This window comes from Aquimarina acroporae (genome assembly GCF_023195925.1).
In the GTDB taxonomy this organism is placed as follows: domain Bacteria; phylum Bacteroidota; class Bacteroidia; order Flavobacteriales; family Flavobacteriaceae; genus Aquimarina; species Aquimarina acroporae.
Window position 1 is genome coordinate 685,665 of record NZ_JALPRE010000003.1, and the last position, 24,217, is coordinate 709,881.

Consider the following 24,217-nt stretch of genomic DNA (forward strand, 5'->3'; position numbering starts at 1 on the left):
ATGGGGCAAACTATTCAACATGATCGGTATCCAAAATTTGTAGCAGATCAAGTGCTTACAGAGAAGAGCCTTAATCAGATGTTTGGCTATTTGGAGGAGCAACAACGACTTACACGAACGGCACTCATCGGTATTGGAGTGATGTGTGGTATGAAAGTAAGTGTAAATGATAGCGGTACAGCCATAACTATATCTCAAGGTGTTGGGGTAACCTCAAAAGGGTACTTAGTAACATTTCCAGAAACCACTTATACATTTTATAATGATCAATTTTCGGCTGAGCAGGAGTTTTTATACAAACCGTTTATAGACCCTATTACACAAAAACAAAAGTTCCCTTTATACTTATTACATAATAACGGAGCTGCAGAAATTCAAAAACCAATCACGCCAGCATTTTTGGAAGACAAGGTGGTGGTAATTTTTGTAGAATTGCTAAAAGTAGAAAACAAAAACTGCGACCCAGATTCTTGTGACGATAAAGGGTGTACGGTTGAGGTTACTCATAGACCTTTATTAGTTGATGCTGAAAATCTTGATGAATTGGTATATGGAGCCAATGATGAAAAGCCATTCTTACATGAACCGTCATGTATTGAGTGGCCAGAAATAAGAATGCCCAGATATAATGTACCTAGTACCTTGCTGTTAAACTCTGCCGAAGTTTTAAAGAATTTCCTGAAGGTATTAGACGATACATTTCTTCTTGAAGTTGAAAAGGTGCTGGAAGCAGCGTACAGTTCATTTGGTTATTATATCAAAGACGAATTCCCAAGTAATCCTTTTTCAGGATTAAAAAATAGATTTAAATTTTTGTTTGATGGCAGTATAACTACCCAACAAGTATTATATGCACAATATTATTATGATTTCTTTTCAGATGTAATTTATGCATATGAAGAGTTACGAAGATTATGCAATGAGTGTTTAACGCTTTGCTGCCCAAATGAAGATCTCTTTCCCAGACATTTGATCTTAGGAAATGCCATTTCTGCTGAAGATGAATTTAGGCATCACTGGATTCAGTCGCCAGCTTTTTCATGTAGCTGCTGTTCTGAAGGGAGAATAAAATTCTTACTCAAGAAAATAGTACTTCTCATTCAAAAACTCGACATACCATTTTCTTCTTTTTCTCAAGATAAGCAACGGGTAAAGATTACTCCAAGTAGTTATGGAGATGTTTCACTTTCTGATAAAGCCATACCCTATTATTATGATATTACAAATTCTCCTGACGAGTTGTATGATCATTGGAATTTCAGAAAATCGAAACTTAAAAAAGGAGATACCAATTTATCGTATGATCGGGATAAATATGGAGCAAATAAGTATATTCAAAATCCACTCGATTATGATATAGAGCCTTACGATTTTTTTAGAATTGAAGGGCACTTAGGACTTAACTGGAAAAACGCATTAGCCGAGGTTAAAAAGATCAAAAACGAAAAACGATTACCTATAGATGTAGTTGCACTCAATGGTGATATTTTCGAACTGTTTAGAAGCTTATTGTCGAGTACAGATAGTCTGGGAGAACTCATTTCTGGAAACAGAGATATCGCAGAAGAACTAATATGTTATTTTGCAGATATAGAGTCTCAATATGATGCTCATGCTGCTGAATTAAGATGTACTATCCAAAAGGTGATGGTGTATTTCTATAACTTGCCAGTAATTCTCGGACAAGGAACTCCCGAAACTGAGAATTTTCCTCAGTCTACAATGATTAGAAAAGCATTCCCACAATACAAAACCAAAGCAAATACCTATGGAGATGCATTTGATAAATTTTACGAGCCTATAAAAAATGCAGATTATATATCTCCACTGGCTTTTAGTTCTGCAGTTGGTTTTGGAGCTATAGGTATTGCAAATAATCAGTTGTTGCTTCTTAACCCTATATATTTGATGTATTATCTTGAAAAGATATATGAAGCATTACCAGATGGGTTGGTAGAACTTAAAATTAATGTACTTACACAACGGTTGCAAGATGCCTCTAACGTTGCGGGATATATGTTGTTGTTGGCAGATGCTGCCAATGTTGGAGATAACAATATAGAACTACCTTCATTATGGGAAGAAAGTCTTGGAGCAGTAACTTGGATTTGTAAAGCCGAAGTTTTCAATGTTCTATATAAAAACTTCTTGTTTAATTATGCTCTGTTTATTTCTAATCAAACTTTTGCTATGTATGCCTTTAGAAATAGTGGTATACAACATAAGGCCGGTGTAACTAACGGAGGAACCTTCATTATGGTGTATAATGATAAAAGAGAAATACGCTCGATTACCGTTACCGGAAGAGTTTCTGATGTAACCGGAGCGCCTTTGCCAGGAGTAAATATTATAGTAAAAGGAACAACTACCGGAACTATCACAGATTTTAATGGAAATTATACGATAACGGTTCCCGATCCGGATAATTCGGTACTAGTGGTATCCTCTGTAGGATATCAAACAAGAGAAGAACAGGTAAAAGGAAGAACCTCAGTTAATATTACACTTGGAGCCACTACAGGCCCCGATGTAATTAATGATTTTGTAGCAGCTTCCGCAGATATTTCTCGGGCCGAAGCAAGTACAGTAGATCAAGGGTTTAGGGCATTTGTGTCGTCTAAACAGAATGTGAAAGCTACAAGTGGATTTAGTCCTATTTCAGAAGTAAGAGCTAGTAATTCTATTAAAGGGCTTGGTATAGATAGTGTCTTTGGTGTTTTTGATGGTCCGCAACAAAGAGATAGCTTGACCGATGAAGAATTGAAAGGTCTTGTTAATCAATTTCCAGATGGCACTGTGATTGCAGATTTCTTTGTGCCTAACATGTGTAAATCATCATGTATGCCCATGAATTTTGTCGTGATTGGAGGGGATGATGAACCCGATCAGACCGATATTAGGTTAGAAATGAAGTATGATGAATATTGTGATCAAGATGATACACCATACCAGGTTTTTGCTGAGCCAGAAGGAGGAACATTAACCATAGAAGGCACAACAGTGAGTGATAATGAGTTTATACCATATAACTTTAAAGTAGAGAATAGTAAATTTAGAGATATAGTAATAAGCTATAGTGTAGATGGCTCAAGCAAAGAAATTAAAGTCAGGGTATTTAAAAACCCAGAAGTTGAAATAAAAGTCGATAACATCGATCCTGAAAAAAGAACTATAGAGTTTAGTACTCCCGAAGTGTTTGCAGATAGCTATTTCTGGGATTTTGGCAACGGGGAAACTTCTACAGAACAAAACCCTGGTTTGATTGGTTTCGAAAGAGATACGGTTACCGTAACCCTAAAAATAGTAAATGGTATTTGTAGCGATGATAGTACAGCGAACTTCTCATTTGAAAATGTAATTTTACGCGAGGAGACAGTGTCCTGCACTTCGATTGATCAGATAGCAAAAAGATTCCAGACTTTGGATAAGATAAGTTCGGCAACCTTCAAAAAATCTATTGAGCAATATCCACTGTTTAAATCGATATTTATTGACAAGTTTTCTAGCATACAAACATTACCCCAGAAAGAACAGTTTCAGTTGTTGACAGGGGATATCCCAGTATCTGTAATTCAAGTTGTATTGAAAACTTTGGACGGAATAATAAAATCTACTCCAAAACAGAGAAGAGGTGCCCTTTTATACTTTGAAATCTTGGTACAACTTACTCTTTTCTATGCGTGCTGTCAAAAAGAAGACGTAAATAAAGCAAAGGTTAAAACGGAGAAAACATTATTAATGATCAATCGATTAATTAACTCCTGGAAAACTATAGATCCTACATTTGGGAATACAGGTGTCACTGTTTTAAAGAGCATGAAAAAAGTAGTAGAAAATGAGTTAACAAAAACTACTTCAGATGCTCTTCATAAATCAATTTATATTGAAGCTCTTCAAGCCATAGATAGTGCGTTAAATCAACTTGTGGGGTAAATGAAAATCAATAATCTACATAGAATACAAAATGCAAGTATAGAATTCGATTTCGATAGACTAGACGAAGCTATGTCCAAGACAAATGATCTTGTAGATTGGATCAAAGAGAATGTCTTACAATTAGTAGATGAACATGCCAGTAAATTAAGTGATAGAAACACCGTTACCCAAATTCCTGAATTAACCATAGAACTCAATTTAACAATAGAAGAAGATCTACTTAAGGAGAGTAATTCGATATATAATTTATTGAGCACTCAAATTCAAACGGCGATAGAGAAATCGATACAAGAACACCAATCTAATACAATTTCAAAGAAAGAATTTAATGCGAATATTGTTTTAGAATATATAAAAACAGGGCAGTTGAATCATCAGTATTTAAACGAAGAATGGGAGTTTCTTATCGGTAATTTTTTACAAAATTTGATAAAGAATAGAACCTCTCAGTTTGTATTACTTAATTCTGTTTCGAATATAGATGCTTTTGTGAGGTTTTTTAAATTGAAAGATATAACTGTAGTAAAAGAACTTATACAAGCACGGTCACAAGAAAAGAATATAGCTCAATTAATAGATGCTACCTTAAAGCTATTTCTATTGAATGTAGATTACTTTTTACCCACGCATCAAATTGATTTTTACTATAAAATATTTAAAGAACTACCGCGATCAAATGTTTCTTTGGTGGTAGTATTACAAAAGATAATTAGAGAACAAGTTATAAATGATCGTATTTCAAGTAAGAACTTACTTGTTCCTAAGGAGATAAAAAATGATTTCCCAGAATTGCTTATTGAAAATATCCAGGAAAAAGAAAAGGATATTAGAAAGAGATTAGAACCAAAAAGTGATATAGGAGAACATCAAACTAATAGTTCAAAAAATACAGAATTCAGTAGCGAGGTGTTAGATGAAGGAGCTTTAATCATACAAGCAGGGCTGGTACTTTTAGCTCCCTTTATACCACGATTTCTAAAAATATTGGGGTATATTAATGAAAAAGGAGAGATACACCAAAAAAATAAGCTACCCATACTGTTGCATTACTTGGCAACTGGTGAGAGCATGGCACCAGAATGGAAATTAACATTACCAAAACTATTATCGGGATTAAGACCTGGTCAACATTGCGATACCGAACTTGAATCTACTGAAGATTTAGACAACCAAGTAAACGAGTTATTAACTTCGGTAATATCACATTGGGAGGCATTAAAAACAACGAGCATAGAAGGATTACGCGAAGCATTTTTGATAAGAGAAGGGAAATTGAAAAAGAAAAATGGTTTTTATTTTCTCTATGTAGAAGAACAAACAGTAGACATTTTATTGTCTTATGTTCCCTGGAACTATTCAACCATAAAATTAGATTGGATGAGTGAAATACTATTTGTAGAATGGAATAAAACATAAAATTTGTTTTCAAAGGCAGAAAAAACGGCAAAACCATCTGTGAGCATACAACGCAAAACAGAACAAGCTTTTTTTGGTTCTCAAAAAGAGCAAAGGACTCCTATGTCTGAACCTACCTTTTTTCAGCCAGCCATTCAAACGAAGGTCAAGGTAAATCAGCCCAATGATGTTTATGAAAAAGAAGCCGATCTTATTGCAGATAGGGTAGTAGGCATGCCAGAAACACAAATTGGCGTGCAACATGTTTCTCCTCCAGAGGTGCAACGCCAGGAAGAAGAACAAGAAGAGGAAGAAACTATCCAAGCTTCAGAAATTTCTGTTCAACGCATGGAAGATGAAGAACAGGATGCATCAGGAGCTATACAAACGAAACAATTTTCCTTTATTCAAAGGGAAAACAATGATACGCAAGCATCTTCAGACGAAGAGGAGGAAACCTTGCAAACATATTCGAGTGAGCGGCCATCTTCTTTATATCATTCAGATACGATACAAAGAAGCGGCCGCGGTCCCCCGGTAACTGGTGCGCAGTTTGAAAATCAATTGCACAATTCAACCTCAGGTGGTCGGCCATTATCAGAGCCGGTCAGTAACTTCATGGAATCCCGTTTTGGGGCAGATTTTAGTGGTGTAAGAATACATACCGACGCGAGCGCTCAACAAATGAGTAAGCAAGTAAATGCTCATGCTTTTACTTATGGTAACCACATTTACTTTAATAGCGGGAAATACGATCCGGATTCTAGCTCCGGTAAAACACTGCTTGCTCATGAGTTAACACATACCATACAGCAAGGAGCATCTCCTATTGCCCAATCTCAAGTACAACGGAAACATTCATTTACCGCGGTACAGAAAAAAACTATTCTTCAACGACAGGTAGCACCTCAATTAACGAAAGCTGTAGAGCTTGCCGAAGGGGAGCAAGGAAAAGTCATAGCCAATAAAGAAGGAGCAGATGGCTATCGCTATGGATGGGAACGCCTCATGGAATATTTCGAAACCACTTTCGGAAAAGACAAAATAGTATCCCAACCAACCGGAGAGAAAAATATTGTCCCAAGACAAAATATTAAGAAGAAATCAGAATTCTACGGAAACATCATTGATCATAATGGTAACCTTGGTAAAGGAGATAGAGATGCTATGCCAAGTTGGTGTGGAATATTTGCTTTTTGGGCACTTAACAAAGCAGGGATACCAATGCCTAAATGGCAATTGGGAGTACCTTTTATTCCACCAGAAGCTTCTTACCCACCAGGATATAAACCTAAACCTGGTGATATTGCCTATAAGGAAAAACGATCGCATTACGGATTGGTCGTTGGTATGGAGGGGCCTAATAGAGTTAAAAGTGTAAATGGAAATACCGCTGGGGATGATAACCTTGGGGGCGAGATACAGGTGCAAACCCATGATATCAGTAACTGGCATACATTTTTTAATCCTCTTGTAGCAAAGACTGGAAACCTAAGAGATCCCGAACATGGAGATGAAGATACCGAACCTAAAACTTTTAAAGAACTTAGAAAGCTAAAATACAATGTAAGTAGAAAGGCTGAAGCCGAAAATGAAGAAAAAGAAGAACTGCAACGAAATGAGGAAGAGGAAGAAATACAGGCAAAAGAAGTAACTGAAGAAAAAGAAGAAGAAAACATACAAGCAAAATCTGAAGATTCTGAAGAAGACCAGGAACAAATTCAACGATCAGAAATAGGAAGTCCAGGTGGTTTCGCTTCTAATGGAGTTGAATATGAATCTGATGATACTCCGGCAGATATTCAGACCAAGGCCGAAACACCTTTGGCAGGAACCATAAAAGCCAAATCTAATGGTTCTATGATTCAGGGAGGATGGCTTGGTGATGCCTGGAATGCTGTTTCGGGACTGGCTTCAGATGTTGCAGACCTCATTGAAGAAGGCTTAGATAAGGCCAAAGATTGGCTGTTGGATAAAGTAAGAGATTTTGTAGTAGAAATTCCGGGCTATACCTTGTTAAGTTATATTCTTGGGTATGATCCAATAACAGGAAGGGATGTTAATAAGACCCCATTGACTTTACTGGATGCAGTACTCGATATTATTCCAATAGGAGGAGATACAGTAAAATGGGTGTTAGATTATTTCAAAGCTACGAACCCTGTTGCCAATTGGTTGTTCGATTCTGTAAAACGTTTCAAAGGACTCATATCTACAGTAGAATCAAGGTTTGAAAGGTTCTGGAACAGGTTAAGTATCGATGATGTTGGAGATCCCGAAGGAGTAATGAGTGATGTTGCAAATCTATTCCAATCGGTAGTTACCGATATCGTTTCATTTGTGGATGAGGTTGGAGGAGATTTCTTAACTATGGTTACCGATATTGCTATTAACGTACTAGCAACATTTGTAAAAGAATATTTCCCGAACGCCTATGACTTACTCACGGTATTACTGGGAGAAGACCCTGTTACCAAACAAAAAGTAGATCGCAATGGAACTAATATTTTAAATGCGGGTCTCAAAGTACTAGGTGATCGCGGAACCCAGATCAAGAGCCAGATGATAGAGAATGGCATTTTTGAAAAATGTGCCGGTTGGATCGATCGCAGTATCAATTTGGTTTTATCCTTAATTTCTGATGTCGGTAATATCTTCGATTCGTTATGGGAGGCCGTAACTTTCGATTCTCTATTTACGCCTATTGAGACCTTTACAAAAATAGCAGATGCATTCTTAACTCCGATAGAGCGAATTACCACATTCATCACCGATGCAATGATAGAATTGCTGGCAATTCTTCGAGAAGCTTTGGTGTCTAAGTTAAGCGAATTTGCCAAAAAACAAAGAGGATACTTCCTGGTAACTGTACTCATTGGAAAAGATCCATTTACAGGTGATAAGGTTCGTAGAAATACCGAAAATATTATTCATGGTTTCTTCAGCCTAATGGCAGATGGTGAGGCGCAGTTCCAGCAGATGAAAGAAAGCGGTAAAATCGATAAGATGACCCAAAAAATTAATAAGGCGGTCAAACGTCTAGGGTTTACCGTCGAGTATGTTCTTGGGCTGTTTACCAGTTTATGGGAGTCTATGGATTGGAAAGACTTCTTAAATCCTCTCGGTGTCTTTAAGAAAATCTTCAATACCTTCAAAGATCCGGTAATTAGACTGGTGAAATTTGTGATAACTATTGTGAAAATTGCTATCGAAATATTACTCATAGCAATGAATTTCCCATTCGATACGGTGAATAATATTATTCAACGTTCTATGGAAGCCTTCGGAAATATAAAACGAGATCCAATCGGGTTCCTCAAAAACATCCTTAAAGGTATTAAACAAGGTTTTGTACAATTCTTCGATAATATTCTTAAGCACTTGATGAAAGGACTAGCCACTTGGCTCTTCGGTTCTCTCGGTGGTTTAGGTATAAAAATGCCTCCTGACCTAAGCTTCAAAAGTATCCTGAATCTTGTTCTTGATATTTTAGGAATTAGCGTTGACAAAATCATGGAGCGAGTATGGATCAAACTTACCGAGCAAATTGGAGAAGAAAAAGTTGCCAAAATTAAAGGAGCAGTAGATAAACTCACCGGTATATGGGCTTTTGTAAAAGATGTAATAGAACGTGGGCCAATTGCAATTTGGGAGTATGTGCAGGAGAAATTAAGTGAGCTTTGGAATATGGTACTCGATGCTGCTAAGAATTGGATCATGACTAAGGTGATAGAATCTGTGGTTACCAAATTGTTAAGCATGCTTGATCCTACAGGAATTATGGCAGTAATCAATAGTGTTATTGCGATTTATAAAGCGATTCAATCCTTTATAGAGCACCTGAAAGCAATGCTTGAGATTCTAAATTCTTTTGTAAACGGTGTTGCGGAAATTGCAGCCGGTAATATAAAAGTGGCAGCAGACTTTCTTGAAGGAGCAATGGCCAAAGGGATTCCTGTGCTTATTGGTTTCTTAGCAAACCAGGTAGGACTGGGAGATATTGGTAAGAAACTAGCAGAAATTATCGGTAAAGTAAGAGAAAAAATCACCGAAGGGATAGATTGGTTAGTAGGCAAAGCTCTTAAAATAGGTATGCCAATAATAAATGGAGTGCTTAAAGCTATTGAGTTTGGTGAAGACTTGGTAGAGAAAGGCAAGGAGAAGGTTAAAGGAGCAATAGACAAAATAACGCAATGGTGGAAGAAGAAAAAGACATTTAAAGGTGCCGATGGGAAATCTCATAAATTATTCTTTAGCGGAGATGAAAATAATGCAGTACTAACAGTAGCTAGTGATCCTACACCAGTTACAGCGTTTTTGAATAAAACTAAAAGTAAAAATACAGATGAAAACATGACAGAAACGATCAATCAGGCAGTGAATTTATCAACTGAAATTGATGGAATACAAGCTGAGTTAAAAACTACTAAAGACAACGCGAAGAAGAAGGATCTGAATAATAAGTTAGACTCCAAAATGTCAGCCTTAACTCCTTCTATAAGTAAACTTATGGGATCAAATCAAGCAACACAACCATTCCCAGATATAACCGAAGAGGTTCCATTCAACATGGGAGATGAACCGCATCATGCTAGATGGGTTACCACAAGTGGTGTAACAGAAATTACAATGGCTAGTGATTTGAGAATTGTATTACCTCTTTACTTGCAAAAGGGGATGGAACAACTTGACTTGATGCCTAAATTCACTGGGAAAAGAACTATTAAAAGAAAACTGGACACTTCTTACAGAAGAGTTAATGAAGATGCAGTTAGAAGATATATTGAAGATTGGAATATGGGAGCTAAAACTGGATCTAGAGGAGAGTCTCAATTGGATTTTATCAGAAAGAAATTAATAGAAGCTGTTGAACCTTTACAAAGTTTGGTAGTAGGAAGTAAGACAATACCAGCAATCGTAGGATTATTCGATTTATTAAATAAGAATACTAGTATGCCAGGCCCATATTCATCAATACCTGACCCTGCTAGTGTGGCACCATTTGGAGAGTTTTCAAGTTCCCAGAGAACAAAAATTCTCAATGAAAACATGGCAAATAATGGAGGGAAAATAGTTTCAGACTGTAATTCTTCTGAGATTTTACATGATAATGATCCTAATGATGATTTAAAAGCGAATATTGATCATATATATCCAAGAGCGAAAGGAGGGAGTAATAGCTATACTAATGCACAAGTAATTTCTAGAGCAGATAATTTAAGAAAAAGTGATACTAAGGAAGGGTGTCCATAAATCCAAAGTTAAAAAATGAAACGTAAATCATTCAGAAGAAGGAAAAGCAGCAAAAAGCAGCAACCTTCAAAAAAACAGCAACAGAACGATCAATTCTTCGAATGCCAGGTGCAACGCAAATGTGAGAAATGTGAAGACGAAGAAAAAAAGAATGTTCAAAAAAAATCTGATGGGCAATCCAATAGTTCAAAGAGTTTTTTCGGTCACTATATGAATACCATACACAGCAAAGGAAGCAACCTTTCAAAAAATAATAGAACATTTTTTGAGAGTAGAATGCATGATAATTTCGGTGATGTAAAATTACACAATGACAAAGAGTCGGCCAATGCCGCCAAAGAAATAGGTGCAAAGGCCTTTACCTGGAAAAATCATATCGTACTTAATGGAGCATATTACAACGAAGGAACTATTGAAGGTAAACAATTATTGGCCCATGAGTTGAAACATGTTCAGCAACAAAAGAATGGAGCCTTTACCATTCAGATGATGCCCGAGGATGAAAATGCATCTCCTGCAAATAAAGAAGAGGAGAGTATGGAATCTACTGGTGAAGAAGGTGTACAACAAGCATCAAATGCAGATGCTATGGCCATGGAGAAAGAAGCAGAAAAAGAAGAGGAGATGGTAATGACACCAGAGAGTTTACCAGATTTTCAAACTTTTGGGAAAGCTTTCACTAAAACAGCTTATGCAAATTCAGTAAATTTTGAAGGTAGAACCGATGCAACTTTTAATGGAGGAGTAGGCTCTACAAGAAATTTGAGAAGAACACCTTCTGAAGACTGTGCAAATTGTGCAGAGGGTGATTGTTGGCATTATACAGGGCAGTTACAGATCAATTACAGTGTTTCTACAAGTGTTACTTTGCCCGATGTCCCCGAGGGATTAACCGAGTGTCAACATGAACGTGTTCGAAATGCGATTGACAATGTCTTGGCTCCTCATGAACAGGATCATGTAGATGCGTTCAATCAATATAATGGCAGTGTAACTTTACCTATTGATTATACCGGGTGCAGTGCCGGTATTCAAGACTATGTACAAGGTTTACACGAAGCCAATGCTGCTTCTAGACAAGCGGCAGCTCAAGCAGCTAGTGATGCATTAGATCCGTTTCACGTAATGGTGGATATGGATTGTGAAGATGAGTCGTCATCTGCCCCTCCTGAAACCGAAGAATAAGGGGTAAAAAACCCTTTTTTGGAAAAGAGATAAATGCTATCTTCATCAAAATCAGGAGTTACACTTTTTATATAAGTTCGTATGCAAGTAACAAAAGGTAATCTTAAAATTGTACCAACGTTTGAGGATGACTTCACCCTTTGTCTCCATACTTTACAGGAGATACTAAAAAAACGTATAACAGCTTCCTTTGGTACACAAAAATTTGATTTGTATGAGTATAAGGAAGGCCCTTTTGTAGCATCTTTAGATGCCGTTTTACAGGTAGATAAAGCAATTTCATTTGAAGAAAAAATTGTATTACTATTGTCGATTACTCCTTATGTAAAACCAGGCTTCTTAGAAGAAGTAATGGCACAAGCATTACCTCAAGGAGGAGACTTTATTGCTTTTGGAGGAGTAAAAGGACAACAGCACCGAGGTATTATTCCTACTGGTGAAACTGCACTTTTCTTGCTTGCCGGAGATGATGTGCAAAAGCGATTACAGTATCAAAAAATGTTTGGTAGTGATGCGTTATTTGCTAAACATGGGCTATTACAAGTAGATGGAGTTTCTAACGGAGAACCAAATATGAGTGGTAGGTTGTTACCAGATGCCGATTGGCTAGAATTGATATTATTGGGTAAAGAAGCTTCTCCTGTTCACAGTGCAGAATTTCCAGCCCGAAAAATAACCACTTCCATGGTATGGGATGATTTGGTGCTGCATCCACAAACCAGAGAACAAATAACGGATATTCAAACCTGGATGACCTATCATAAAAAGGTGTTTAAAGATCCTGCCTTTGGAAGAAAAATAAAACCAGGGTATCGTGTTCTGTTTTATGGAAAACCTGGAACAGGAAAAACGTTAACCGCTTCGCTTTTGGGTAAAAAGTTTGATATCCCGGTTTATAGAATTGATTTATCTCTGGTGATTTCAAAATATATTGGTGAGACCGAAAAACATATTGAACTTGTTTTTTCTCGGGCAGAACGCAAGCGTTGGGTTTTGTTTTTTGATGAAGCCGATGCGTTATTTCATAAAAGAGTAGGTGTAAATACCTCTAATGATAGAGCTGCCAATCAGGAAGTTTCATATTTGTTACAACGTATCGAAGACTTTGAGGGACTGTTAATATTGGCTTCCAATTTTAAAAATAATATAGATGATGCTTTTTTAAGACGTTTTCATAATATCGTACATTTCCCAATGCCTGGAATTACAGAACGGCATAAATTATGGAAGAAAAGTTTGCCAGAGAGTATTGGATATGAAAACAATATTGATTGGAAAGAGATAGCCGAGAAATACGAAATCACAGGAGCCGAGATTGTAAATGTAATGTATTATGCTACACTGAAAGCATATTCCAGAGGGAGTGATCTAATATTACAAGACGATATTTTTGAGGGTATTAGAAAAGAGTTTAAAAAACAAGATAAAACCTTCTCTTACTAATTAGATCATCTATGTAGCCTATCTAAAATTTCCATTACCTCATTCTTTTTTCTTACCGATACTGGTATATTTTCACCATTCTTAAGCATAAGATAACCACCGTCTGTTTTTATAAAAGCACTGATACATTGTAGGTTGACTAGATGACTTTGATGAACCCTCAAGAACTGATAGCTTTTGAGCATATCTGCAAAATACTTCAAAGTTTTGGTCACAAAAATCTTTTGTCCGTCCTGCAGGTAAAAAATCGTATTGTTGCTATCAGACTCACATCTTATGATATCGTCAAGATTTACAATAATGATCTTATCTAAAGTGTGTAGTGAGATTTTATCGGGTTTACGTTCAGGAGCAGATAAGGTATCTTTAAGAATATTTAAACGCTCTTTATTAGGCTGAATTTGTTGTTTTGCTTTTTCTACTGCCTGCGCCAATTCCTCATTAGAATAAGGTTTTAGCACATAGTCGATAGCGGCAAATTTGAAAGCTCTAATCGCATATTCATCACTAGCGGTAACGAAAATAATTTTCGATTTTAATTCTGGAAAAATTTCTAAAACATCAAAACCAGTACCGTCTCCCAGCATAATATCTAGAAAAAGAATATCAGGTTCAGTATTTCGTAGAGATTTTGCAGCTTCTACTACACTTTGTGCGGTATCAATAATTTTAATTTCGGGGTGGTTAGATTCCAGATCACTTTTTAAAAGTTTGAGTGCATCTGGCATATCTTCTACAATAATAGCTGTTAGCATAATAGTTTAATAATCGGTTTGCAAAGGTATTTTGAAAGCAATTTGCGTTCCTTCTACCTCCTTACTTTTATTTGTAATTTCCTGAATATCTAATGCATCTTTTCCTGATATCGATTCTAATCGTTCTCGAGTAACCGTTAATGCCATAGATTGATGGTCAGTATTAGTTTTAATTTTTTGAGACTGAAAAATTCCCTGTCCGTTATCCAGAACAGTACAGTGTAAATACTCTTCTGAAGTATGGAACTGTATTTTCAATTCTCCATCTCTCACTCCTTTTAAAATACCATGTCTTACCGCATTTTCAACAAAAGGTTGTATGAGCATTGGAGGAATCAATATTTCCTCCGGATCAAGATCTGAATCGACTGAAATTTCATATGAGAATGGTTTACTAGCCATTAATTTTTCAATTTCAATATAATGTTTCAGTGTCTGAATTTCCTGGTCTAAGGTAATATAATCTTTTCTTGAATTATATAATGTTTCGCGCAATAATGTAGCAAAAGTGTTAATTGTTGTATTCATTCGCTGTGGGTTACTAGTTCCCATAGCTTTAATTCCGTTAAGGGCATTGAATATAAAATGAGGATTCATCTGTAAACGCAATGCCTTTTGTTCCAACGAGAGTAGGTGATTTTGCATTTGTAAACGCTCACGTTCTTCTTTGTTTTTTCGTTTTACTCTTCGAATGTAGGTTAGGGCATAACCTCCTAAAACAAGTAAAATAGCAGCTAGTACTGCGAGTTGGAACCATGTCTTTTCATAAATGGGACTATCGATAAAAAACTGAAAGGTAATAGGGTCACTTTCTTCCCACCTATAATTTCTGGATTGTGCCGAAAACGAGTGTGAACCATAAGCCAATCCTGCCAAGTTTTGCTTACTTTCTGTGGCCCAGGGACTCCACTCAGAATTATTTAATCTGAATCGATATTGAATATCATTGGGATGATCCAAATCGACGGTCTTGTAGCTAAAAGATAATTCGGTTTGGTTAGGATTGAGTTTTAGAATATGATCACTATTGGTCCAGGAATTAAGATTAATAGAATCTACGCTTTGATAGGTAACTTTTACATCCTCAAAAAACAACCGTGGTTTTATCGTAGCCTTAGTAGTTTCGGTAGGTTCATATTTAGTAAGACCATAAATTGCCCCAAACCATAAATTACCATCCATATCTTTGGTTACAGCGTTTAAGTGTGTTTCGATACCCAAAAAACCATCGTTTCTTCCAAAATGGAAAATATCTACAATGTCATTAGATTGATTTAGCTCAATACGATCTACACCTCTTTCACTACCTACCCATAGATTATTTTGTTCATCAAATATCATTTGGTAAATATTATCTGAATATGGTTTTTTGCGTCCTTTTAACTTTTTCGCATCAATACTTTTTTCATTGAGTTCGGCCCACCATATTCCTCTTCCGGCAGTGCCAATATATAGTTTATTGTCATGAAACAGCAATGTGCTTATCGCGGTTTTTTGATTCAGAACATTACCGAAATGAGTTACAGTTCCTCTTTTTATGAAACCAATATGTCCATTTTGAGTAGCATACCAGATTTTCCCTAAAGAGTCTTTTTTCATATATCTAATCTGGAGATCTTTAATACCACTTTTTCCATCGAACTTTTTCAGATTTTTGATACGTTTTCTGATGGTGTCAAATTTAAACCTGAATATTCCCGTAGAATATGAAGCTGCCCAAATGGTATTTTTATCTACCAAAACTGTTCGTATCCAGTCTGAAGGAAGGCCATTGTCACGATCCACAAGGTAATTCTTGAAAGTTGTTTTTTTGAGGGTGTCTATTTTGACAATGGAATCAACTTTTGAGTTTTTAGAAGCACTTGAATCAACTACTATACTATCAGTTATAATTCTTTTTTTGAACAGTATTCCTTTCCCATCGGTACCAGCCCAAATATTTCTATTCTGATCACTAGCAATTGTCTTAATTCTAACTTCGGATAAACGATCATCTTGTGGGATATGTTGAATTCCTGTAGAGTCTATTTTTACAAGACCAACCTCTGAATTGGAGGCCCATATTTCATCTTGAGCATTATGAACAGCATATACGCGATTACCCTTTAGTCCTGTATTTTCATCATAATGAATAAAGTTATTTTGAAAATACTTATAAAAACCACCGCCAGAAGTGGCAATCCAAATATTTGATTGGCGATCTAAAATACTCTTACGGATATGTGAAACTGATAATCCGTTCTTTCTATTAATAATTCTTTTTTGAGTACGTTTGCCGGCATTTACAATTCTGATACCCTCATTATCGGTAGCAAACCATAATTCATTTTCATTATGCACTGAAATATTGGTTACTCGTAAAGGTTTCGATATCCAATTATTACCGTAAGATTTTGCATTTGTATTTAATACCAAAATTCCCTCATTGAAAGCAGCGGCAAAAATTTTGTCTTTATGAAATATAGCTGCAGTAAAATTATGTGCGCTATGGCGTTCTATAATACGGGCATTGGGTTGTATTTTATTCAGTTTCCATAGCCCTTTATTGGTAGCTACCCAAAATAGCCTGCCATCGAAGGCTATATCATTAATAATACTAGTGTTAATTTTCGGATTCAGTTTAATTTTTCTTAGCCCAAAGTTGGGGTCATATTGATAAATACCAATATTGGTGGCTAGATATGTTTTGTTTTTTATTCTGAGAATTTTATTAATTCTTGGTCCTTCTAGATTAATAAATTTGTTTTTAGCTTTTATTGAAAGACCTCCCTTGGTACCTACAAATAAGGTGTCATTTGCAAAACCAAGAGCATGAATATAATTAGACTGCAGACCATGGGTTTCGTTCCATATCTCAAACTCTTCTCCATTAAATCTGCATAAGCCACCGCCTTGGGTACCTAACCACAAATACCCCATTTCGTCCTGAATGATATCATAAACCTGAGATTGAGGTAGACCATCTTCTAATGTATATGCTCTTAACTGATTGTTTTGAGCATTAGCTTGGAAAGACAATAGCCATATAAAAAAGCAATACAAAGAAATATGTTTATACATAGTCATTTGGTGGTAAATCTGGTTGGTAACAAATATAATCAAAACTGATTTTCGTTTTCTATAGTATATTGGTAAAAACAAAAACCGACAATACCTATAAAGGATTGTCGGTATAATAAACAAAAGTTTCCCCCTTTTTGTTTATCAGACTGAGTTGTGTAAAGATTATTAGTTCGATGTGATGGCAGTAGTTTCTGAGATGTTTACTTTTCCTTCTACATTACTCCAAGTATAACTCTGCTTTAAATTCACATATTTAATATCTGTTGTGTTCTTATAATATGTTTGTGTTTGTAAAATATTACCTGCTATACCATATTCCTGGTTTGGAAAAATATATTGATAATCCGTATCAGAATCCTCACAATACACATTTTGTAAGTTAGGTAATGCTACAATTTCACCACCTTCCTTTACCATGTAGTAGTAAGATTCTACATGCGCACAGCAAGCTAAATATTCTACTTCCATCTTGATCACCTCAGAGACTCCTTCTAGTCCAGGGTTCTCTAAGGTGGTAATAAAGATGTCCTCAAAAAGTTCAGTGTCCTCAATAGTTAACGTTGATATTTTTTCGGAGCTATTATCAGTACGTACCAAATTGACAACATAAGCAGGATAATCCTGCTCCTGATCTGTGATTTCAGTAGTTACCAAATACCTATCAGTTTTCGTAAACCCTTTTTGTGCGTTGAGGAATTGAAAACTTTGAAATAAAATAATGATTATGGCTACATTTTTCATAACAGAGTATTTTGAGGTTGGCTATTTAATGTAAAAGTACAGTCATAATTCATGTTGTTTTCTACGATTTTAGTATTCGTTGTGGTTCATTTAGTATTCGTCTTTCTATACAATGAGAAAACATACACTACTTGTTTAATGGTTGGTTAGAGGCATCAATAAACATGTAGAAAGATGAAGCTATAGGAAATAAACAGCTTTTCAATAACATAATATGACCTTTTATCATTAATTTGAAGCAGATATTAAATTTCAATACATGAGAACCATACGTTATCGTTCACAAGGAGAAGATGTACACCACTTAGAACAAATTCTATCTAAACTGGGGTACAGTGTATTTGTATCTAACTTTTTTGGAAAAGATACAGATCGAGCTGTTAAAGATTTTCAACTAAAAAATGATCTGGTAGTAGATGGTATAGTAGGGTTGAAAACTTGGTCCAAACTCATAGAGGTAGAAAAAAATTTAGTAGCTTTTAATGATAAATTTCTTTCGGAAAAAGATATTAAAGACTTTGCAAAACAGTTTGGTTTAGAGTTGGCTATGGTTAAGGCCGTTAATGAGATAGAAAGTCGAGGAAAAGGATTTTTAATACACGGAAGACCTCGAATTTTGTTCGAAGGACATGTATTTTGGAAAGAACTTGAAAAACGAGGGATAAAACCGGCAAAATACGTCTCTGAGAAAACCAAAGATGTATTGTACAGGAAATGGACCAAAACGCATTATAAAGGAGGTTCAAAAGAATTTGATAGACTCGAAAAAGCGGCTGGTATTTCAGATCACCCAGCGTTTCACGAAGCTGCTTATTGTGCTGCATCCTGGGGAGCGTTTCAGATAATGGGTTTTCATTTTGAAAGGTTAGGGTATGCTTCTGTAGATCACTTTGTTTCAGAAATGTATGAACATGAAAGAGAACATTTAAAAGCATTTGGAAAATTTGTTGCTACTACTTCATTCAAAGGCAAAAAGCTAATTGACTGGATAAAAGAAAAAAACTGGGCAAGATTTGCCGAAGGATATAACGGTCCAGGTTACAAGAAGAATAAATATGATGTTAAATTAAAAAATGCGTACATAAAATATAGTGCGGTGTAAAATGGGTTTATGTGGTAAAGGAATCATAATACTAGCATCGTACTACAATCTTTTCATATTTTTATCGCATGATAGATAATTTCGAGAATGAATTTTTTGGTATTGGGATCCAAAATGGGAAAACTCCAGAAAATTTAGGTGTACTTTGGCGTTCTGCGCAGAATATGGGAGCTAGTTTCATTTTTACCATAGGAAACCGATATGCCAAACAAGCTTGCGATACTCACAATGCGGTTAAGTCGATGCCGTATTTCCACTACGATACTTTTGAAGATTTTTATAAACATTTACCTAAGGGAGCTATGTTGGTGGGTGTAGAATTAACAGACGAAGCAATTTCTCTAGAGTCGTTTAATCATCCTAAAAGATGCGTTTATCTATTGGGAGCAGAAGATCATGGTCTATCTAAAAAAGCTATTGAGAAATCTCAGTTTTTGGTAAAGTTTACATCAGAATTGAGTATTAATGTTGCAGTTGCAGGCAGTATTGTAATGTATGATCGAGGAATAGATAAGCCAAGGTTTATTAGAAATACAGAATAGATAAGTTTTAATGAAGTAGTACTCACCTAAGTATAATATTATGTTTTCAACTATAGAGAATATTGTTGCAAAATTTAGTTCATGGGTTTGGGACTGGCCATTGCTAGTTCTTCTTATTGGAGGTGGGTTGTTCTTTTTGTTGTATTCTAGATGTACTCCTTTTCTTTATTTCGCACATGCCCTTAAGGTGCTTTCTGGTAAGTATGATGATGATCGAGCTCCGGGTCAATTGAGCCATTTCCAAGCATTGTCTTCGGCTATTGCAGCTACCGTGGGAATGGGAAATATAAGTGGTGTGGCGGTGGCAATAGTTGCAGGAGGGCCTGGTGCAGTTTTCTGGATGTGGATTAGTGCGCTAATTGGGATGGCAACAAAATTTTATACCTGTTCCTTGGCAGTTATGTATCGTTCTAAAGATGAAAAAGGTAATTTGCTAAGTGGTCCTATGTATGTCATAGTAGAAGGTTTGGGAGCACACTGGAAACCACTTGCTATTCTTTTCGCTTTAGCTGGTTTGGTAGGGACTTTGCCTGCATTTACAGCAAATCAGTTAACACAAACTTTGGTAGATGTATTAGATTGGAATGATACTGCAAAATGGTATATCGGTATTGTTTTGGCAGCTATTGCATCTATTGTTATACTGGGGGGAATAAAAAGAATAGGAGTTGTGGCAAGTAAACTGGTTCCTTTTATGGTACTGTTATATTTTGTTACCGTTGTAACCATTCTGGTTTTGCAAATAGAAGTGATACCAGATATGTTTAGTCTTATTTTATCTGACGCTTTCTCTGGTAAAGCTGCAGCTGGAGGTGCGCTTGGGTATCTCATAAAAACTGGAGTAAAGCGAGCCGCTTTTTCAAATGAAGCGGGTATTGGTACAGCTCCTATGATGCATGGAACAGCAAAAACTAATGAGCCTATTCGAGAAGGGTTGGTCGCAATGATTGGTCCGGCAATAGATACGTTATTGGTTTGTACGTTAACAGCCTTAGCAATACTTTCTACAGGGGTATGGAAAACCACCAGTGATAATGGTATTTCTCTCACTCTGGAAGCTTTTAATTCTGTATTACCTTATGGTATTGGAGATTGGGTGGTGATGATTATGGTATTGGTTTTCGCGTTGTCTACCCTGTTCTCCTATTCTTATTACGGAACGACATGTTTAGGGTTCTTGACCAAACCAAAATACGGGAAGTATTATAATTACATCTACATTTTGTCGATAGTCGTTTCGGCAGTGGTAAAAATAGAATTTGCTATCAATCTTATTGATAGTGCGTTTGCTATGATGGCAATTCCAACAGTGCTTTCAGGTCTTATTCTTGCACCCAAAGTGAATGCCCTAGCTAAGGAATACTTTAAAAGTTATAAGGAATAGTTATTTTCTAACAATAAATTCACTTCTTCGATTTTCTTGGTGTTCCTCTTCTGTGCATGGAACATCGTCTTCGCATTTGTTGATCAGCCTTCTTTCTCCATAGGCTTTACCTCGAATTCTTCGCCAGTAGATTTCTCCTTCTTCCACGATATACTTTACTGTGGCTCTCATCCGTTTTACACTTAACTTTTTATTATACCAGAAACTTGACCTACTATCGGTATGTGATCTAACTTCAATTTTAAGATCTGGGTACATGTTCATTGCTGAAATAACCTTTTGAAGTTCTACTTCTGCTTCGGGAGAAATTTCAGAGTCATCCAAACTGAAATAAATAGGCTCAAGCTGAAGGATTTTGGAAAGATCATCACCAATATTTACTTCAACCGAAGTTAATAATAGGTCACTCTTCTTTTCGGGATCCAGAGGAACAGATATCTCATTGGTAAATTCAAAAGTATCATCAGAAGCCATAGAAATATCTCTGGGTATGTATCCATCTTTTGAAATCTTTAAAGAGTACTGGCTTTCACACTCAATGTCGAATGTGTACTGTCCAAGGCTATTGGTGGTCGTTTGTTCGATCAAATTTCCTGAATCATCAAAAAGCATTATTTCTGATCCGGGGAGACTTTCATTAGTTTCCTTATCACTTATGATTCCTTGAATGTACTGTTTGCAAGAGGTAATTAATTCTTCGGTTTGTCTAAAACTGTAGATGTCATCATTTCCTTTTCCTCCTCTACGATTACTAGCAAAGTAACCAATTTTGGTTTCTTCATTTAGAACAAAAGTAAAGTCGTCTTTAGAGCTGTTTACGGGTTTTCCTACATTAAAGGCTCCATTAAAATCAGTATCCGATTCTGCAGAAGGTACAGCTACAAAAATATCTAAACCACCTAAACCGACATGACCATCACTAGAAAAATATAACCTACCACTATTGCTTACATAAGGAAAAGTTTCTCTCCCTTCTGTATTTATTTTTTCACCTAAGTTCTGAGGTTTTCCAAATTTTCCATTTCCCAAAATATCTACTACATATAAATCAGATTGTCCAAAAGTTCCCGGCATATCACTGGCAAAGTATAACTTTTTACCGTTGGGACTAAGTGCAGGATGGGATACCGAATAATTATCACTTGAAAAAGGTAGTTCCTTAATATCGGTCCATTTCCCTTCTTTTAAAGTGGCACTATAGATTTTTAAAAGTACAACTCCTTTTTTACTGGTTCCTAATTTGTTATTAGTATAGTTATTCCTAGAAAAATAAACGGTTTTACCATCTTTACTGAATGTGGTTGATGATTCATGAAATTTGGTGTTTATTTTTCCTTTTAATTTTTCGGGTTCTTTAAGTGTGATTTGATCTTCGTCTATGGTAGATGCAAAAAGATCCAGAAATGGAGTTTTGGTCCAGCCGTGCATTTTTGAATCTCGTGAATCTTTACCTCTGGAGGAAGCAAAAACTATTTGATTTTTATGATTAAAACTAGGAGCGTATTCTGAATTTTTAGAGTTTATATTCAATTTGAACAAATCATATTTTCCAGATTGCATTTCGATAAAGTCCAAATAATTCTTTTTGTTGATAAACAAGTTCGCACGTTTGTCATTCCCTGTTAACTCATAGAAGCTGTTCATGATTTCATCTGCTTCTTCATATCTCTCGACACTTTTTAAGCTTTGGGCATATCTGAATAAGTATTCTGGGTCAACTTCATCCTTATAATCATTAAGAAGTTTTTCATACCATTCTACCGATTTGTCTAAATCTGCAGTGAAGTAGAAGGAATCGGCCAATTTCTGATATAGAAGCCTAGAAGAGTATCCTTTTTGGGCTACGTCCAAGTAAATTGCTCTGGCATCGATATAAGCAAAAGCATCGTAGCTTTTGTTAGCCTTAGCCAATTGCTTATCAAATCCTTGCCCGTAAAGGGTTGAGAATGATAAATGCAGGACACTTATAATAATAAGCGATTTTCTTGCAAATACAGAAAAAGGAATTGATAAGCAATTTTTCAAAGTATCCCAGTATTTTGTTAAAACATTGTGTCCTCATGGGGTTTTGAAAACATACTGGAATTAAATTTATAAAAAAATAAAAAGAAAAATAACAGATTGATAATTATTTGCTAACCATTTTTAGCATGATTCTGTTAATAAATAGGAATTATCTAATATGATAATTACATTCTTGTTTATTATTGATATACCTTTGTGAAAAATACACGGTATGGCTCATAAAGCAGGTTTTGTAAACATAATTGGTAATCCTAATGTAGGTAAGTCTACACTTATGAATGCTTTTGTAGGAGAAAAATTATCTATTATAACATCAAAAGCGCAAACCACTCGACATAGAATATTAGGTATTGTAAATGGAGATGATTTTCAGATGATTTTATCAGACACTCCGGGCATTATTAAACCGGCTTATGAGTTGCAGGAGTCAATGATGGATTTTGTGAAGTCTGCCTTTGAAGATGCAGATGTTCTCATTTACATGGTTGAAATTGGAGAGAAAGAACTTAAGGATGAAGCTTTTTTCAATAAGATTCGTAATGCTAAGATTCCTGTTTTATTATTACTCAATAAAATTGATCAGTCTAATCAAGAACAGTTAGAAGAACAGGTGCAATTTTGGGCAGAGAAAGTGTCTAATGCTGAAATATATCCTATATCAGCACTAGAGAATTTTAATATAAAAGAAGTCTTTGATCGCTTAGTAGAGTTACTGCCAGATTCTCCTCCTTTTTATCCAAAAGATCAATTAACCGATAAGCCTGAACGATTTTTTGTAAATGAATCCATAAGAGAAAAAATTCTTCTGCATTACAAAAAAGAAATTCCCTATGCTGTCGAAGTAGAAACTGAAGAATTCATAGAAGATGATACCATAATTAGAATGCGTTCTGTAATAATGGTAGAAAGAGATTCTCAAAAAGGAATTATTATAGGCCATAAAGGAGCAGCTCTAAAAAGAGTAGGTGTAGAATCGCGAAAAGAACTTGAAAAGTTCTTTAATAAAAAGGTACATCTTGAGTTGTATGTAAAGATTAATAAAAACTGGAGAAGTAACCAACGTCAACTTAAACGTTTTGGGTATAATAATAAATAGTATCATCTTGTTTTTCAGTAATTTATTAATTTTATTGTAGGTTTTTTCTTTAATTTTTTTGATTATACATGTGTTTTGTAGAAAAAAAATAGCACTTTAACGTTTTTTAAGTTTTTATAACTGATCTTCAATACGTAATGTATATTTTAGTGATCCAAATTTCAAAACAACGCCCCAAAATATGAGTAAAAAGTACTTCTTCGCACGCGCTAAAAGCAAATACATCCTTTTTTAGTTTACAGAAAATAAATAGGTTTTTTAAAATCATTTGTTCTCTATGATATAGTAATGATTTCA

The 24,217-nt window shown here is 35.6% G+C and carries 13 protein-coding genes; 9 read left to right on the forward strand and 4 right to left on the reverse strand.

Going from position 1 to position 24,217, the window contains the following annotated elements; translation table 11 throughout:
- From M0D21_RS07400 to M0D21_RS07420, 5 genes are all read left to right on the forward strand, one after another.
- Positions 1 to 3,933, forward strand: coding sequence for a PKD domain-containing protein (locus tag M0D21_RS07400; RefSeq protein WP_248327936.1), 3,933 nt, complete (start codon positions 1 to 3; stop codon positions 3,931 to 3,933).
- The gene (locus M0D21_RS07405) at positions 3,934 to 5,352 is read left to right on the forward strand and encodes a contractile injection system tape measure protein (RefSeq protein WP_248327938.1); all 1,419 of its coding nucleotides are present in this window, start codon (positions 3,934 to 3,936) and stop codon (positions 5,350 to 5,352) included.
- A 3-nt stretch (positions 5,353 to 5,355) separates the two neighbouring features.
- The gene (locus M0D21_RS07410; RefSeq protein ID WP_248327940.1) at positions 5,356 to 10,584 is read left to right on the forward strand and encodes an eCIS core domain-containing protein; all 5,229 of its coding nucleotides are present in this window, start codon (positions 5,356 to 5,358) and stop codon (positions 10,582 to 10,584) included.
- Positions 10,585 to 10,599: 15 nt separating this feature from the next.
- Positions 10,600 to 11,769, forward strand: coding sequence for an eCIS core domain-containing protein (locus tag M0D21_RS07415; RefSeq protein ID WP_248327942.1), 1,170 nt, complete (start codon positions 10,600 to 10,602; stop codon positions 11,767 to 11,769).
- A gap of 81 nt (positions 11,770 to 11,850) precedes the next feature.
- The gene (locus M0D21_RS07420) at positions 11,851 to 13,212 is read left to right on the forward strand and encodes an ATP-binding protein (protein ID WP_248327944.1); all 1,362 of its coding nucleotides are present in this window, start codon (positions 11,851 to 11,853) and stop codon (positions 13,210 to 13,212) included.
- 5 nt (positions 13,213 to 13,217) lie between these two features.
- On the opposite strand, the gene M0D21_RS07425 is transcribed toward M0D21_RS07420, so the two are convergent.
- The 3 genes from M0D21_RS07425 to M0D21_RS07435 all read right to left on the reverse strand — a co-directional run bounded on the left by M0D21_RS07425 (position 13,218) and on the right by M0D21_RS07435 (position 17,771).
- On the reverse strand, positions 13,218 to 13,967 hold the full coding sequence (locus M0D21_RS07425; protein ID WP_248327946.1) for a LytR/AlgR family response regulator transcription factor: 750 nt from the start codon (positions 13,965 to 13,967) through the stop codon (positions 13,218 to 13,220).
- Positions 13,968 to 13,973: 6 nt separating this feature from the next.
- The gene (locus M0D21_RS07430; protein ID WP_248327948.1) at positions 13,974 to 17,033 is read right to left on the reverse strand and encodes a sensor histidine kinase; all 3,060 of its coding nucleotides are present in this window, start codon (positions 17,031 to 17,033) and stop codon (positions 13,974 to 13,976) included.
- A gap of 162 nt (positions 17,034 to 17,195) precedes the next feature.
- Complete coding sequence (locus tag M0D21_RS07435; protein ID WP_248327950.1) at positions 17,196 to 17,771, reverse strand: hypothetical protein; 576 nt, start codon at positions 17,769 to 17,771, stop codon at positions 17,196 to 17,198.
- A 259-nt stretch (positions 17,772 to 18,030) separates the two neighbouring features.
- Between M0D21_RS07435 and M0D21_RS07440 the strand changes: the two genes are divergently transcribed.
- The 3 genes from M0D21_RS07440 (at position 18,031) to M0D21_RS07450 (ending at position 20,799) form a co-directional block, all read left to right on the forward strand.
- Complete coding sequence (locus M0D21_RS07440) at positions 18,031 to 18,873, forward strand: N-acetylmuramidase domain-containing protein (RefSeq protein ID WP_248327952.1); 843 nt, start codon at positions 18,031 to 18,033, stop codon at positions 18,871 to 18,873.
- 68 nt (positions 18,874 to 18,941) lie between these two features.
- Positions 18,942 to 19,415, forward strand: coding sequence for an RNA methyltransferase (locus tag M0D21_RS07445; protein ID WP_248327954.1), 474 nt, complete (start codon positions 18,942 to 18,944; stop codon positions 19,413 to 19,415).
- 40 nt (positions 19,416 to 19,455) lie between these two features.
- Positions 19,456 to 20,799: an alanine/glycine:cation symporter family protein gene (locus M0D21_RS07450; RefSeq protein ID WP_248327956.1), complete on the forward strand. Its 1,344-nt coding sequence runs from the start codon at positions 19,456 to 19,458 to the stop codon at positions 20,797 to 20,799.
- On the opposite strand, the gene M0D21_RS07455 is transcribed toward M0D21_RS07450, so the two are convergent.
- The gene (locus M0D21_RS07455) at positions 20,800 to 22,824 is read right to left on the reverse strand and encodes an OmpA family protein (RefSeq protein ID WP_248327958.1); all 2,025 of its coding nucleotides are present in this window, start codon (positions 22,822 to 22,824) and stop codon (positions 20,800 to 20,802) included. It lies immediately after the preceding gene.
- A 211-nt stretch (positions 22,825 to 23,035) separates the two neighbouring features.
- On the opposite strand from M0D21_RS07455, the gene era reads away from it, so the two are divergent.
- Positions 23,036 to 23,920: a GTPase Era gene (gene era / locus M0D21_RS07460; RefSeq protein WP_248327960.1), complete on the forward strand. Its 885-nt coding sequence runs from the start codon at positions 23,036 to 23,038 to the stop codon at positions 23,918 to 23,920.
- Positions 23,921 to 24,217: the final 297 nt, after the last annotated feature.

Coding starts and splice junctions, on each gene's coding strand:
- M0D21_RS07400 (WP_248327936.1), top strand. CDS start 1: ATGGGGCAAACTATTCAACATGATCGGTATCCAAAATTTGTAGCAGAT.
- M0D21_RS07405 (WP_248327938.1), top strand. CDS start 3,934: ATGAAAATCAATAATCTACATAGAATACAAAATGCAAGTATAGAATTC.
- M0D21_RS07415 (WP_248327942.1), top strand. CDS start 10,600: ATGAAACGTAAATCATTCAGAAGAAGGAAAAGCAGCAAAAAGCAGCAA.
- M0D21_RS07420 (WP_248327944.1), top strand. CDS start 11,851: ATGCAAGTAACAAAAGGTAATCTTAAAATTGTACCAACGTTTGAGGAT.
- M0D21_RS07425 (WP_248327946.1), bottom strand. CDS start 13,967: ATGCTAACAGCTATTATTGTAGAAGATATGCCAGATGCACTCAAACTT.
- M0D21_RS07430 (WP_248327948.1), bottom strand. CDS start 17,033: ATGACTATGTATAAACATATTTCTTTGTATTGCTTTTTTATATGGCTA.
- M0D21_RS07435 (WP_248327950.1), bottom strand. CDS start 17,771: ATGAAAAATGTAGCCATAATCATTATTTTATTTCAAAGTTTTCAATTC.
- M0D21_RS07440 (WP_248327952.1), top strand. CDS start 18,031: ATGAGAACCATACGTTATCGTTCACAAGGAGAAGATGTACACCACTTA.
- M0D21_RS07445 (WP_248327954.1), top strand. CDS start 18,942: ATGATAGATAATTTCGAGAATGAATTTTTTGGTATTGGGATCCAAAAT.
- M0D21_RS07450 (WP_248327956.1), top strand. CDS start 19,456: ATGTTTTCAACTATAGAGAATATTGTTGCAAAATTTAGTTCATGGGTT.
- era (WP_248327960.1), top strand. CDS start 23,036: ATGGCTCATAAAGCAGGTTTTGTAAACATAATTGGTAATCCTAATGTA.